Consider the following 14,450-nt stretch of genomic DNA (forward strand, 5'->3'; position numbering starts at 1 on the left):
GGGTCGATCCACCGCACCGCCCTTCGGAAGGTCCGCATGCCCCCTGCCCCTCCCTCCGCCGCTGACCCCTTCGACCCCCGTGGCCTGCTGGCCAGGCTGATCGCCATCGACTCCGTCAACCCGGACCTCGCGGCCGACGGCGCGGGCGAGAGCGCCATCGCCGATTTCTGCGGCGAGTGGCTGGCCGCCCGCGGTTTCGAGGTGCACCGTCTGGACAAGCGCGGCGGCCGGCCGTCGGTGGTCGCGATCGCTCGCGGGGCCGGTGGCGGCCGGTCGCTGATGCTCAACGGTCATCTGGACACGGTGGGCGTGGCCGGCTACGACGGTGACCCGTTCGATCCGGAGATCCGTGACGGGCGGATGTACGGCCGCGGGTCCTTCGACATGAAGGGCGGTCTCGCGGCGATGATGATCGCCGCCGTCCGGGCCACGGCCGGCGGGCCGTTGCGCGGCGATGTGCTCCTCGCGTGCGTCGCGGACGAGGAGCACGGCAGCACCGGTACGGAGGAGGTGCTGGAGTCCTTCACCGCGGACGCGGCGATCGTCACCGAGCCGAGTCATCTCGAAGTCACCCTGGCGCACAAGGGCTTCGCCTGGTTCGACGTGGTGATCGAGGGTCGTGCGGCCCATGGTTCGAGGCCCGACCTGGGCGTGGACGCCATCGCCAAGGCCGGGCACTTCCTGGTCGCGCTGGAGGAGCTGGGGACGCGTCTCGCTCAGGGCCCGGCGCACCCCCTGCTCGGCACCGGCACCGTGCACGCCTCGGTCATCGCCGGAGGCCAGGAGCCCTCCACTTACCCGGCGCACTGCCGCATCACCCTGGAGCGGCGCACCGTACCGGGCGAGAACGCCGACACGGTGGAGGCGGAGCTGACGGCCGTGCTGGATCGCCTGGCCGCCGCCGTGCCCGGCTTCCGCTACCGCCTCACGCGAGGACTGCACCGCGAACCGTTCCAGGCCGACCCGGAGGCGCGGATCGTCCGTACGCTGACCCGCCATGCGGAGGCGGTCCTCGGGCATCCGCCGGTGGTGCGCGGCGAGCCCTTCTGGACGGACGCGGCCCTGCTGGACCGCGCCGGCATCCCCTGTCTGCTGTTCGGCGCCGACGGCGAGGGCGCGCACGCGGCCCGCGAGTGGGCGGACCTGGCCTCGCTGGACCGTCTCACCCGCATTCTCACCGACACCATCACGGACTTCTGTTCCTGACCGATGCGGGTCACGGCAGCGGCGTCGTGCCGTCCGGTACGAGGGGCAGGAGGATCTCGTAGAGCTCGCGAAGCCGGTCGGCGTCGACAGGAGGGTAGACGACGCTCGCTCCGACCGCGAGCAGGTAGGGCAACAGGGCCGCGGTCCGGGCCTCCTCGTCGCTGGCGACGGCTGATCGCCACACCCGCTGGAGCGCGGACAGTCTGGCCTCGTCCAGGCGGGTCTGCACGACCCGCACATCCGCGTCCCACGTCGCCCACGCCCGCAGGGCGGTGTCGATCTCCGGCCGATAGAGCCCCGTGTTCCCGGGGCGGACGAGCTCCGTCAGCCGGGTGAGGATCGCCCGGGCACCGGCCGATTCCCCGATCTCGGAAATCGCGCTGTTGAGCGCTTCGACCGACAGGCGCTCGACATGGGCGAGAAGCGCCTTCTTGTATCCCTCGGCGCCATCGAAGTGATGGTGGAACGACCCTTTCGACAGGTTGAGCCGAGCGGCGATCCGGTCGATGCGAATCCCCGCCGCACCTTCTTCTGCGAGGATCTTCAGGCCTTCGTCCAGCCACCGGTCTCGTGCCGTGCTCATCGGATCAACGTACCATCTGGTATGGAACGCTCCGCGCTCGCGGAGAGTCACGTCATGAAGCTGTAGACGCCCACGGCGACGCAGATCAGCAGCATCCCGGTGGCGTTGAGGAAGAGGTTGCGGCCGAAGTCCCGGGCCGCGATGTGCATCGCGATGGCGACCAGGAAGTAGAGGACGAGCGCGGCACAGGTCACGGCGGCGAGGTAAGGCAGCCAGATGCCCAGGATCAGCCCCGCCGCGGCGGCGAACTTCAGCGGCGGCATGATCCACCAGTAGCGCCGCGGCCAGTTCACATCCTCGAAGCACCGGGCGATGAACGGAACGGGCTTGACGCACATGACGGCGTCCCCGGCCTGGATGATCGCCAGGACGACGACCGGCCAGACCGGATCGGGCAATGCTGACACGTCTGTCCCTCGGTCGATGGATACCTGCACCGTACCATACCGTATAGTACGGTCTCGGTACGAGCCGATGTCCCGGATCAGACGTGGGCGATCTTGACGCTCCGAGCCGGTGAAGGCTCCTCTAGAAGGTCGGCGGTGTGATCATCCAGACGGCGACCAGGGGCTCGGTGCCGGTGGCGACCCAGCGGTGGGGCACGGTGGAGTCGAGATAGATGGAGTCTCCGGCGGCGAGTTCCAGATCGGCGTTGCCCACCCAGAACCGCATCGAACCGAAGATGACGACACCGCACTCCTCTCCCGCGTGCGAGTGGGGATGACCGCCGCTCGTCGCCCCCGGCTGCGCCTCCACCCAGATCGCCTCGAACTGGCGTTGCAGGTCCGGCGTGAGCAGTTCGTTGAGGATGCCGGACCCCGGATAGCGGATCTGCTTGCGCATGCCCCGCTTGGTCACGAAGAAGCGGGAGCTCTCCGGGGACCCGTCGCCCTCATCGACGAACAGGTCGCCGATCCGCATGCCCACGGCGTCGGCCAGCCTCTTGAGCGACTCGAGGGACGGGTTGGCCAGGCCCCGCTCGACCTGGCTGATGTAGCCGGGGGAGAGGCCCGACGTGTCAGCCACCTTGTGCAGAGAAAGGCCCGAGGCCAGCCGCCAGCTGCGCAGCCTGGACCCGATCTGGATGGACTCCAGACTTCCCGGCTCTTCCTTCATCGCCTTGCCCCCGAGCATGTCATGGTCGTATTGCGTTCGGCGCCCGGACAACCGGAGGTTCAATCACCCGGCGGGCCATCGGATGTCGCGAGGCCGGCGGACGCCGACCGGCGGAGGTTCTCACGGAGCAGTCCTTTTTGGATCTTACCGGTGGAGGTCTTCGGCAACTGCCCGAAGAGTACGGTCTTCGGGGCCTTGAAATGTGCCGTTCTCGCTCGGACGTACCGCACCAGTTCAGCCTCCGTCGCCGCCTGTCCGGGCCGGATCGTCACATAGGCGACGGGCACCTCGCCCCACGTGCTGTCCGGGCGGCCCACGACCGCGCACTCCAGCACCGCGGGATGGCTCTCCAGCAAACCTCCCGGTAGGTGAAACGGCGGTCGCCGTCGACGATCGCCGTCCGGTGACCGTGAACCACGGCCGAGCGCTCCAGGAACGCGGTCGGCGTCAGGGGGGTGAACGTGTATCCGGCCATTCATCGCCCCTCGGGGGTCGGGGAGTCTCCGCCGCCGCGCCGCCACGGCCACCGCGAGAAGCGGGCGAGCCAGGCGGCCAGGACCTCGCGCAGCGACAGCCGTACGGTGCCGGGAGCCGGACGCTCGTCCCGCAGCCGGGCGGAGACGTTGGCCGCCATCCCCGCGAGCAGCTGCTCGACCACGTGCCGCCCGCCGCTTTCGGCGAAACCGGCCAGCGGCCCGCTGATGGTGACGTCCGCCGAGGAGACGAGCCGTACCGAACCGTCGCCGGGGATGAGATGGAACCGCAGCGTGCCCGACGCCCTGCTGCGGCCCTGCCGGTCGGCGCCCCGCGCGACGATGGTCCCGCTCATGTCCTCCGGAGCCATGACGATCTCCGCCACGCCGGAGAACGCCACCCGCGTCGGCCCGAAGCTCACGGTGAGCTCGCCCCGGTGGTGTCCGTCGTCGTCGCGCCCGTCGAGCCGGACTCCCGGCACGCAGCCGGCGGCCGACTCGGGTTCGCACAGCAGGGCCCAGACGCGGGCCGCGTCGGCGTCGATGACGACGGACTGCTCCAGCTTCACCGCGTCTCGTCCGCCGGCTCGACGGGCACATCCGACGGGGTCAGGGAGCAGAGCACCTCGGCGGCGCCGGTGGCGACGACCTGCCGGAGCTGGTTGACGGCTTCCAGCCGGATGCCGATCACTCCCAGGCCGTCCTGCTCGGTGAGCGTCTCGACCTCCCCGCCGATCCAGACGGTGTCCCCCAGGATGTCGGGCCGCCGGAGCCGGATCGACAGCGTCCGCAGGAAGGCGGTGTCTCCCATCCAGTTGGTGACGGCGTGGGAGAACCACCCGCACCGCTGAGGGCCGTTGTCGTAGGCGTTGGGCATGCCGATCTCGCGCGCGACGTCGGCGTCCTGGTGACCGAGGCTGGGCAGCACGGTCTCGGCGAAGTAGCTCGGGTCGTAGTTGGACGGCAGCCGGGAGGGGTCGTTGAGCGCCCAGTCGCGGTACTTCCAGGCGACCTCGCACGCCTTGTAGCCGGGCGATCCGATGCATCCGGCGTAGTAGGAGGTCATCGTGATGCGGTCGATCGGCCCCTTGACCACGGACGGGATCGGTGTGCCGGGCGCGAGCTCGCCGAAGACCAGGGGCGCGGAGCCCCGCCGGTACTCCGACAGCGCGTGCTCGCGGATCCGGTCGAGCTCCGCGTCGGAGTAGACGTACTCCTCGCGGGGCTCGTAGGCCAGCCCTCCTCCGGAGGCGTCCCGGCGCGGCAGGCGGAAGGTGTGGGCGCGGGCGGTCGCGACGGGCGAACCGGCTACGCGGTACCCGATGTCGCAGCTCTGCAGGACCATGTCGCTGCTCGTGGAGCCGCTCAGCCGGCGGACACCGCTGAAGACGGCACTCGGATCGACCTCGTCACCGCGGCGTACGCGCCGATGGAACACCCACTCGGTTCCCGCGTACACCGGCTGCACGCCGGGCAGGCCTGCGCCGATCGCGCCGTCGAAGGCCGAATAGAGGAACGTCGGCGGGGCGAGCAGGTCGCCGTGCGGCCCGGCGGCTGCGTAGGCGGGGTCGCACCACAGGGGGTTGTCGTCCCCGATGCCCAGCGCGTAGTGGCGGATGGTGTCCCGGGTCGCCTCGTGGTTGAAGGGCTCGATGCGGATCGGTGTGCCGACCAGGCTTTCGATGTGGGCGAACTGCTCTGGATCGATCTGGGGCGCGAGTCCGAGTCTGGATGCCATCGCCTGCTACCTCCTGGGGCGGAGACCGGCCGGTCTCCGCCGGCACGGGTCGAGGGGTCCTCGACGGAGTCTTGTATAGCAACATATTTTCTCTGAGCGAAGAGTCAAGCTAGAACTTTCGTCGGCTCGCCACGTTTTCCCTGCTCTTCGAGGCGTTATCGGCAGGAGATCTCCGCTGCCTCTTGACGCGGTGTTTCCTCTGACTCAATATTTGCTGCTAGCAAACACGTCGAGGCCCGTACCTCGACGGGCACCGGGAGGACTCGTGCTCCTGTACGACTACCTGGCATCCGCCTTCGAAGCCGAGGGCGTCGACACACTCTTCGGGCTCATGGGCGACGGCAACATGTTCTGGATGACCGCCATGGCCGAGCGGCCCGGCGTCACCGTCATCCACGCCCGTCACGAGAACGCGGCGGTCGCCATGGCGGACGGTTACGCCAGAGCCACCGGACGCGTGGGCGTCGCCACGGTGACCTGCGGCCCCGGTCTCACGCAGGTTCTCACCTCGCTCACGGCGTCGGTACGGCACCGCACCCCGATGGTGATCCTGACCGGGCAGACACCGGTCGAGGCCGCCTTCCACCTGCAGGAACTCGAACAGGAACCCCTGGTGCGCGCCGCGGGCGCGGAGTTCATCAGGGTCTCCACCGTCAACCAGGCCCTCGACGCGGTCGCGCGGGCCTTCTTCACCGCCCGCACGCACCGGGCGCCGGTCGTGCTCAGCGTGCCGTACGACCTCCAGGAGACCGACCAGCCCTGGACCGAGGTCATCACCACCTCCGCCGCGCTGGTGCCTGAGCAGGCACCGCTCCGGCCGTCACCCGAGTCCGCGGCCGAGATCGCCCACCTGCTCGGCGCCGCGACCTCTCCCGTCATCGTGGCGGGCGCCGGAGCGGTCCGGGCCGGCTGCCGGGCCGACATCCTCGAACTCGCCGAACGGGCGGGCGCGCGCGTCGCCACCACCCTGCGGGCCAAGGACTGGTTCGAAGGGGAGCCGCGTGACGTGGGACTCGCGGGCGCCTTCGCGTCCGAGGCGGCCAGGGAGATCTTCGCCGGAGCGGATCTCGTGCTCGGCGTGGGGGCCCGCATGGGCTACTACACCACCGAGGGCGGATACCTCTTCCCCGCCGCCCGCGTCGTCCAGATCGACACCGATCCGGCCGGCTACCTCGACGGTCAGCGGGTCGCGGACTCCTACACGCGGGCCGACGCGGCCGAAGCCGTCGCCGAGATACTCAAACTGATGCCACCACGCGGCGCGGCCCGTGACGCCCCCTCCGGGCGGCCCCGGCCCGACCGGGCGGACGATCAGCCGGACGGCCCGGCGCCCGGCACGCACCATCCCGAAGCCGCAGTCGCGACGATCGACCGGGCCCTGCCGAAGGACGCGTCGATCACCGTCGGGGTGGGCCACTTCTGGAACTACGTGGTGCCCGGGATGACCGGCCGGGGCCCGGCGAGCTACCACTTCACCTACGACTTCGGCGCGATCGGGCAGGCGGTGCCCACGGCCATCGGCGTGGCCGTCGCCCGGAGATCCGCCGGGATCGACACTCCCAGCGCGGTGATCGAGGGCGACGGCAGCCTGCTGATGAACGTGCAGGAACTGGAGACCATCGCAAGGCACGACATCCCGCTGCTGGTCATCGTCATGAACGACGGCGCGTACGGCGCGGAGTACCACAAGCTCGCCGCCCGCGGCATCAGCGGCGAGCAGGCGGTGTTCGGCCGGACCGACCTGGCCCGCACCGCGCGGTCCTTCGGACTGCGGGCCGAGCGTTGCGACTCCGACGAGGAACTCCGCGCGGCCGTCGCCGCCTTCGTCGCCGAGCCGGCGCCCACCCTCGTCGACGTCCCCATCGACCATCGCGCCGTGAGCGTCCAGTACCGCCGCCTGCACTACGGGACCGGAACCGTCTCCTTCGGGGGTGACGAATGAGCGTGACCGGCGCCCGCGAAACCGCCGGGAGCTCGCGTCTCGACGGCGCCGGGCTGGTGGACCTGATGTGCGCGCCCTCCGAGGTGGTCGTGGTGGGCGCCTCCGCCGACGAGTCGAAGCTCTCCAGCCGCGCGCTGGCCTTCCTGCTGCGGTACGGCTACCGCGGCGGACTGCACGTCGTGCACCCGCGGCACGAGTCGATCCTGGGAGTGCCGTGCGTGCCCAGGATCAAGGCGCTGCCCCGGCTCGAACGCGCCGTCGCGATCGTCAACCTCCCCGCGCACCTGGTCCCCGCGGCCGTCTCGGACCTCGACGAGGCCGGCGCGGGCGCCGCGGTCGTGATCGGCAGCGGCTTCGAATCGCCGTCCAGCCGGCCACGGCGGGAACTGGAGGAGGTGATCCGGCGGCCCGGCTTCCGGATGCGGGTCATCGGCCCGAACTGCGTGGGCACCATGTCGGTCGGCTCGGGAGCGCACCTCAACTTCTCGACCGTGCTGACGCGGCGAGCCCCCCGCCTGGGCCGGATCGGCCTGGTGACCCAGAGCGGCGCGCTGGGCAACGGCCTGCTGATGGGCCTGCTCCGGCGCGGGGCCGGGATCGCCCACTGGTTCAGCACCGGCAACGAGATGGACACCGGCGCCATGGAGCTGACCGCCGGCCTGCTGGCCCGCGACGACGTCGACGTCGTCGGGATCTTCCTGGAGGGCCTGACCGACATCGACTGGTTCGACCGCGTGTCAGCAGCGGCCCACGCCTGCGGCAAGCGGCTGTTCGTCTACAAGGCCGCGCGTACGGCGGCCGGTCGCGCGGCGGCGGGCGGACACACCGGGCGGCTCGTCGGCCCCAACGACGCCACCACGGCCGTCCTGGCGGAGGCGGGATTCACCGAGGTGGACGATCTCGCGACCCTCGCCGACTGCCTGGTCGTCTCCGCGGCGTGCGGGACCGGGCACCGCGACGCGGCCGTGGGCATCGTCACCGTCTCGGGCGCGAGCGGCGTGATCGGCGCCGACCGGGTCCACGAGGCGCCCGGCCTGAGGCTCGCCGAACCCGGCCGAGACCAGCAGGCCGTACGGCTCGACCCGCGGCTGGAGTCCGCCAACCCGCTCGACATCCCCTTCCTGAACGAGACCGGCGTGTTCACCTCCGCCATAGGCGCCTACCGCGCCTCCGGGATCTTCGACGTCACCGTGGCGGTGACCTCCGGTCTGGCTCACGATCCCGCGACGCTCGTCTCCGATCTGGTGGCCCAGGATCGCGGGCCGTCCGCGCCCGTGGCGCCGCTCGTCCTGTGCCACCTGTCCGAGGACGACCGGCTCGGGGAGGAGGAGACGGCCAGGCTCGCCGCCGCGGGAGTCGCGGTGGTCCCCACGGTCGAGCGGGCCGTCGCCGCACTCGCCCTCACCTCCGCCCCTCGCACGCGAGCGCCGGACGGCGGCTCGGGCGCACATGTCCCGAGCCGCGGCGGAGGTCTCGGACTGGACGAGGCGCGTGCCGTCCTGCCGGGCCTGCCCTGGGTGGACTGGGCGCCCGCGCCGACGGTGGAGGCCGCCCGCCGGTTCGGCTTCCCGGCCGTCGTCAAGGCCGCCGGCCGCGGCATCGTCCACCGGTCCGAGCTGGGCGCGGTCGCCGTGGTGACGGGCGAGGACGAGCTGTGGGAGGCGTTCGCGAGAGTCGCCGCCGCCTGCCGGGAGCACGACGACGACGTGCTGGTGCAGCGCATGGCGCCGCCGGGCGGGACGGAGTTCTTCGTCTCGGCGATGGAACACCCCGAAGTCGGGCCGTTCGCGCTCGTACGACCGGGAGGTCTGCTCACCGAGCTGATCCCCGGCCAAGCGATCATCTCGCACCGATGGAACGCTCCCACCCGCCGGCGCCGGCTGCTCGACTCACCGGTGGGGCGGCTGTGCGACGGATACCGGGGCCGGCCCGTCCTGGACGTCGACGCGTTGCTCGACGTCGTCGCCACGGCGCTCGACGCGGTGGCCGCCGGCCGGCTGGGCTTCGTGGAGCTCAACCCCGTCTTCCTTTACGAATCCGGCGCCGCCACCGTCGACGTGGTCGCCGGTCAGGCGTGACCCCAGGAGATCAGCCGAGGAGAACAGCATGGAACCTGCCCAGGTCAAGCGGCGGAACCTGCCGGAGTTCGGGCACCCCGTCCGGCCGGCGAAGTTCTGCAACACCGACCGCATGTTCGAGGTCATGGAACAGCGGGGGATCGACGGATTCGTCAGCTACTACGACACCAACATCTACTACTTCTCCGGCTTCACCCCGTCCGCGAGGCACGCGCTCCAGGAGGCCAACGGCCTGGCCGCGATCGTGCTGTCGCGGCACGCCCCCGACCACCCGGTCATGCTGGTCGGTGACCAGCAGTTCCCCTTCTTCCTGAACCAGCCCACCTGGATCACCGACATCCGTGCGTACGCGGGCGGCATCCGCCAGCTCGACCTGCCGGACGAGCACAACGGGCTGCACCGGTTCCTCCCGAAGGCCTGGGCGGAGACCGAGGCCGGCAAGCACGCCGCCGCGAACTACTACATCGGGCTCAAGGCCGCCGTGATGTCGGCGATCACCGACCTCGGGCTGGGGCGGGGCCGGGTCGCCACGGACAACCTGTCCTTCGCCGGCTCGCTCGACCTGCCCGACGCCGAGATCGTCGACGGCTACGGGATGATGAAGTTCGTACGGTCGGTGAAGACCGCCGAGGAGCTCACCATGCTCCGCCAGGCCACCCGGATCAACCAGCTCGCCATCGAGCGGACGGCGGCCGGCTGGGAGCAGGGCCAGACCTGGCAGGAGATCAACCACTCCTACTTCCGCCATGCGGTCGAGCTGGGCGGATTCGTCCGCGGTCCCTCCCCGCTGGCCGTCGCCAACCCCCTGCCGGGAGAGCCCGACGCGCTGCTGATGCAGAGCCTGCGTGAGATGGACTACGTGATCCCCGAGGGGGCGCACATCGTCATCGACGGTCACGGCGAGTGGCTGGAGTACTGCTGGGACGGTGGCAAGACCTGGATCGCCGGCAACGAGCCGACCCGAGAGGGACAACGGGTGGCGGACGCCTGCGGCGCGGCCCTGGAGGAGATCAACGCGGCGCTGGTGCCGGGAAGCACGGTGAGCGGTCTGCAGGCCCTGGGCCGTGACGTGCTGCGGCGGCACGGGCTGCCGCGTCCCGAGGCCGCGTTCATCTACTTCCACGGGATGGGTCTGGAACACGGCGAGCTGGAGGCTCCGCGAGGGGGCGGCTACACCACCGGCGGCGCCCTCGACTGGCGGATGGAGAAGGGGATGGTCGTCGCGACGCACATCTTCTACCCCGGGGACATCCGCACCCGTCACTGGCTGGAGGACATCACCCTGGTCACCGACCACGGAGGCGAGACCTTCTTCACCTGGGGCACCGACTTCATCTAGCGGCGTCCCACCGTCCATCCCCCCAGGAGGTGGGACCCCATGACACGACTGAGCCTGCTCGTCGTCCCCCAGATGCTCCGTGAGCAGGACGAGCATCGCGACAGCCTGGCGCGCGCCGTCGAACTGGCGGAGGCGGCCGGCCAGGCGGGCTTCGACGCCTGCTATTTCCCTGAACACCACGGCAGGGACGACGACTACCCGTCTGCGCCGCTCACGCTGGCCGCCTATGTGGCCGGCCGGACGCCGCGCATCGGGATCGGCACCGGTGTCGCCCTGCTGCCGCTGCACAACCCGCTGGCCTTCGCCGAACAGATGAGCACTCTCGACGCGCTCGTGGGTGACCGCCTGCACCGGGTCGGCGTCGGGATGGGAGGCCTGGACGGCGACTACGCCGCCATGGGCGTGCCCCGCGCGGAGATGAGACGCAGGTTCGCCGACTCCCTCGCGGTGATCCGGCGGCTGTGGGCAGGTGAGACCGTCACCGCCGACGTCGGTTCGCTGCGCCTGGCCGAGGCGCGGCTGTACCCGCGGCCGTCCCGGCCGCTCCCTCTCGCCGTGGGCGCGATGGCCGAGCCGAGCGTGCGCCGCGCCGGCCTGCTCGGCCTGCCCTGGATCACCGACCCCTCCCATTCGCTGACGACCCTGGAGCGTCTCGCCGAGATCTACTGGTCCGCCGCCGGATCGGAGGGCGAGGTGATCCTCATGCGCAACGCCTGGCCGGCCGCCGACCACGAGTCCGAGCGGATCTGGTGGCCGCATGTCGAGCGCTCCTTGGTGGAGTTCAGCGTGGGCGCCGGCCGGCTGAGAGAGGAGCCGGGCGTGCGGATCGGCTGGTCCGACTTCCGCGACAGGCTCCTCTGCGGCCCTCCGGAACAGCTCGTGAAGGAGGCGTGCGCGGCCGCGGCACGGCTCGACGCGGCCGAGGTCGTCATCCGCCTCGGCTTCCCCACCGGCCCCGGTCATGACGCCGTCCGGGCCGCGATCCGTTCCTTCGGCCGTCGCTCCCGCTGAGCGCTTCCCGGGCGAGGCCGTAAACGACTATAGAGTCACCCGTTCCCAGGAAATTCATCTGTCAGATGAAAGCGTGGAGGGGTGGGCGCACCGCGAACAGCGCCGGCGGTGTGCTTCGTCGTGCCTGATTTCCCGGAATTTGCCAGGCAGTAGACCCTCGCCGATGCCGATATGTCAATACGCGACAGCTATTGACACTCATGGCCCAGCCGCCCAATGTTAGGTACCAGTAAAAATTATGTGTCGATGAGATGTCCTCGCCCCCGAGCGCATCTCCATCCGGTGTCCAGCGCACAGCCCTGACACCGTTCCCCGCCCACCCCCCACCGAGGTCCCGCCGCGGCCGTGCCGGGCCCGCGGGCTCGAAGCAATCAGCCGTAGCCACGGGAGACACCACCAAGGAGCGCGCGTTGAACATCGACCGCCTACTCGCGACCATGAAGGAGGTCGGCGCGGACGCCGTCCTCGCCACCAGCTATCCGAACGTCCGATACGCCGGGGGCTTCGCGTCCGCGACGGGGAGGCTGTACCCGCAGAACTCCTACTGGGGTCTCGTCACCGCCGACGACCCCGAGCGCCCGCACTTCGTGATGCCCTCCGCCGAGATCGCCGACATGGTCGACGCCGGCATCGGCACCGACCGGATGCACGTCTACGGGCGTCCGATCCTCGCCGTGGCCGACTCCGGTCCCGGCCCCGACGCCGGCATCCTGGAGGTCGAGGGGCGGCTGCACGCCGACCCGGTCTCCGCGCTGCGCGCGCTGCTGACCGAGCTCGGCCTGGAGCGGGCCGCGATCTGGGTCGACACCGACGACGGCGGAGTGGCATGGCGCCGCCTCCAGGAGGAGGACGTCGCCGCACGCTGGAGCGACGGCGGCGCGGACATCCTGCAGTGGACGCGGATCATCAAGACGCCGGCCGAGGTCGAGGCGTTGCGCAAGGCCGGCGAGATCAGCCAGCAGGCGCTGACCGAGGCGTTCGCCGTGCTCGGGACGGGCGGCACCGACGTGGACGTGGAACTCGCCTGGCGGCAGGCGATCTCCAGGCGACGAGCCCTGCCGACGTTCTTCATGGCCGGAAGCGGCGACCGCAGCGCGGTCTTCCGCCGCCCCGGCCGCCGGCGGGCGAGCCCCGGCGAACGGTTCCGCTGGGACTGCGGCCTCGTCGTGGACGGCTACTGTGCCGACACGGGCGGCGTCGTGCAGGTCCTCGCCGAGCCGTCGCCGTCCGAGCTGGACGACTACCGGGCCGTCACCGCCGCCGTCGACGCCGTGCTGGCGGCCGCGCGGCCCGGCGTGACGGCGTCCGCTCTCTACACGCTCGCGCGGGACACGATGCACGCCGCCGGAATCACCCGCTTCCGGCACTCGCACGTGGGGCACGGGATCGGCGTCGAGGCCCGGGACGCGCCGCTGCTCGCCCCGGCCCAGCCCTGGATGCCCCGGTTCCGGCCCGGGGAACGGGACCTCACGCTGCGCGAAGACATGGTCCTCAACGTGGAGGTGCCTTTCGGCATCCTCGGTGAGGGCGGCTACCAGCACGAACTCACCTTCCTCGTGGTCCGGAACGGCATCCGGCTGCTCACCCGCCGCCACCCCTACTACGTGGCCATGAGCGACCACGTCGACGAGATCGAGGTGTAGACATGGACACGTCCAGGGAAGTGCGCGCCGCCGAGGAACCGCGGATCCCCGCTTCGACCGGGGCCTGGTTGCGGACGATCGGCCCCGGCCTGGTGCTGGCCGCCGCGGCGGTCGGATCCGGTGACATGATCACGGCGCTGGTGGCGGGCGGACAGTACGGCATGGGCCTGCTGTGGGCCATCCTGCTCGCCGTCGTGCTCAAGTTCTTCATGACCGAGGGCATCGCGCGGTGGACGCTGAGCTCGGGCACCACCCTCATCACCGCGTGGCAGTCGCTGTCCCGCTGGGTGCTGGTGCCGTTCGCCGCCTATGTCCTGGTGCTGGCGATGGTGTTCGGCGCGGCCGGTCCGAGCGCGGCCGGGCTGGCGGCCAACGCCATGGTCCCCGGGCTGTCGCCGACCGCCTGGGCCATCGTGCACGCCGTCGTGGCGTTCATCGTCGTGCTCGTCGGCCGCTACCGGCTTTTCGAGCTGGTGATGAAGATCCTCGTCGGCATGATGTTCGTCTGCGCGGTCGCGGTCGCCGTCGCGATCCGGCCCAACGTGGGCAACCTGCTGTCGGGATCGATCCCGTCGCTGCCCGACGGCTCGCTGCTCTACGTCGTCTCCATCATCGGCGGGTTCGGCGGCACCCTCTCGATCATCGCCTACGGCTACTGGGCACGGGAGAAGGGCTGGCGCTCGCCGCCGTGGGTGCGGGTGATGCGCGTGGACGTGATCATCAGCTACGTCCTCGCCGGCATCTTCGCGGTCGCGATGCTCATCGTGGGCGCGGAGTTCCTGACGATCGCCAAGTTCGGCATCGAGGGCAACGCCGACCTGGTCGGCGTGGCGAACCTGCTCGGGCAGAGCTACGGCGCCCCGGTCGAGTGGCTGTTCCTCCTCGGCTTCTGGGCGGTGGTCGCGAGCTCGGTCCTGGGCGTCTGGAACGGATTCGGCTACCTCTTCGCCGACGCCGTGCGGGCCTTCCGGGGAGTGCCGGAGGAAGAGTCCGAACAGCACACCTCGACCCGCAGCCCCGCCTTCCGCGTCTTCCTGGTCCTCATCACGTTCCCGCCGATGATCCTCGCCGCGGTCGGGCAGCCGGTGTTCCTGGTCATCCTCACCGGGGTCCTCGCCGCGGTCTTCGCGCCGTTCCTGTGCGCGACCCTCCTGTGGCTGCTCAACTCCCGCCGGATCGACGCCGTGTACCGCAACCGCCCGCTGTCCGTGTCGAACCTCGTGCTCGGCGGCGCGATCCTGCTGTTCGCCGTGCTGGGCGGACAGTCCCTCCTGTCGATGTTCGGGTAACCGGCCGACCACCCCCAACCGAGAAGGGAGCC

General features: G+C 70.9%; 13 protein-coding genes. 7 read left to right on the forward strand and 6 right to left on the reverse strand.

The window, feature by feature from the left end:
- The first annotated feature begins 36 nt into the window (after positions 1-36).
- Positions 37-1,206 (forward strand): ArgE/DapE family deacylase, encoded by a 1,170-nt coding sequence (locus tag ACZ6YG_RS20625; protein ID WP_466018912.1) that lies wholly within the window; start codon positions 37-39, stop codon positions 1,204-1,206.
- Positions 1,207-1,216: 10 nt separating this feature from the next.
- Here ACZ6YG_RS20625 and ACZ6YG_RS20630 read toward each other — a convergent pair whose 3' ends face one another.
- The 6 genes from ACZ6YG_RS20630 to ACZ6YG_RS20655 form a co-directional block, all read right to left on the reverse strand.
- Positions 1,217-1,789: a TetR/AcrR family transcriptional regulator gene (locus ACZ6YG_RS20630; protein ID WP_466018913.1), complete on the reverse strand. Its 573-nt coding sequence runs from the start codon at positions 1,787-1,789 to the stop codon at positions 1,217-1,219.
- Positions 1,790-1,836: 47 nt separating this feature from the next.
- The gene (locus ACZ6YG_RS20635; protein WP_148030899.1) at positions 1,837-2,196 is read right to left on the reverse strand and encodes a DoxX family protein; all 360 of its coding nucleotides are present in this window, start codon (positions 2,194-2,196) and stop codon (positions 1,837-1,839) included.
- A 121-nt stretch (positions 2,197-2,317) separates the two neighbouring features.
- Positions 2,318-2,923 (reverse strand): helix-turn-helix domain-containing protein, encoded by a 606-nt coding sequence (locus ACZ6YG_RS20640; protein ID WP_271275098.1) that lies wholly within the window; start codon positions 2,921-2,923, stop codon positions 2,318-2,320.
- Between the two features lie 41 nt (positions 2,924-2,964).
- The gene (locus ACZ6YG_RS20645) at positions 2,965-3,261 is read right to left on the reverse strand and encodes an AMP-binding enzyme (protein ID WP_466018914.1); all 297 of its coding nucleotides are present in this window, start codon (positions 3,259-3,261) and stop codon (positions 2,965-2,967) included.
- Positions 3,262-3,380: 119 nt separating this feature from the next.
- Positions 3,381-3,947, reverse strand: coding sequence for an SRPBCC domain-containing protein (locus ACZ6YG_RS20650; RefSeq protein WP_364235592.1), 567 nt, complete (start codon positions 3,945-3,947; stop codon positions 3,381-3,383).
- On the reverse strand, positions 3,944-5,116 hold the full coding sequence (locus ACZ6YG_RS20655; protein ID WP_148030903.1) for an FAS1-like dehydratase domain-containing protein: 1,173 nt from the start codon (positions 5,114-5,116) through the stop codon (positions 3,944-3,946). The genes ACZ6YG_RS20650 and ACZ6YG_RS20655 overlap by 4 nt, the downstream gene beginning before the upstream one ends.
- 265 nt (positions 5,117-5,381) lie before the next feature.
- On the opposite strand from ACZ6YG_RS20655, the gene ACZ6YG_RS20660 reads away from it, so the two are divergent.
- From ACZ6YG_RS20660 to ACZ6YG_RS20685, 6 genes are all read left to right on the forward strand, one after another.
- Positions 5,382-7,058, forward strand: a complete 1,677-nt coding sequence (locus ACZ6YG_RS20660) for a thiamine pyrophosphate-binding protein (protein WP_466018915.1) — start codon at positions 5,382-5,384, stop codon at positions 7,056-7,058.
- Entirely contained in the window at positions 7,055-9,136 is a 2,082-nt protein-coding gene (locus tag ACZ6YG_RS20665) for an acetate--CoA ligase family protein (protein ID WP_466018916.1), read from the forward strand. The genes ACZ6YG_RS20660 and ACZ6YG_RS20665 overlap by 4 nt, the downstream gene beginning before the upstream one ends.
- Before the next feature lie 28 nt (positions 9,137-9,164).
- A complete protein-coding gene (locus ACZ6YG_RS20670) occupies positions 9,165-10,475 on the forward strand; it encodes a M24 family metallopeptidase (protein WP_466018917.1) in 1,311 nt (436 codons plus the stop codon).
- Between the two features lie 39 nt (positions 10,476-10,514).
- On the forward strand, positions 10,515-11,486 hold the full coding sequence (locus ACZ6YG_RS20675) for an LLM class flavin-dependent oxidoreductase (protein WP_466018918.1): 972 nt from the start codon (positions 10,515-10,517) through the stop codon (positions 11,484-11,486).
- A gap of 410 nt (positions 11,487-11,896) precedes the next feature.
- The gene (locus ACZ6YG_RS20680; protein WP_466018919.1) at positions 11,897-13,129 is read left to right on the forward strand and encodes a M24 family metallopeptidase; all 1,233 of its coding nucleotides are present in this window, start codon (positions 11,897-11,899) and stop codon (positions 13,127-13,129) included.
- Positions 13,130-13,131: 2 nt separating this feature from the next.
- Positions 13,132-14,418 (forward strand): Nramp family divalent metal transporter, encoded by a 1,287-nt coding sequence (locus ACZ6YG_RS20685; RefSeq protein ID WP_148030909.1) that lies wholly within the window; start codon positions 13,132-13,134, stop codon positions 14,416-14,418.
- Positions 14,419-14,450: the final 32 nt, after the last annotated feature.

The sequence above is a fragment of the Nonomuraea sp. NPDC054003 genome, from assembly GCF_055585125.1.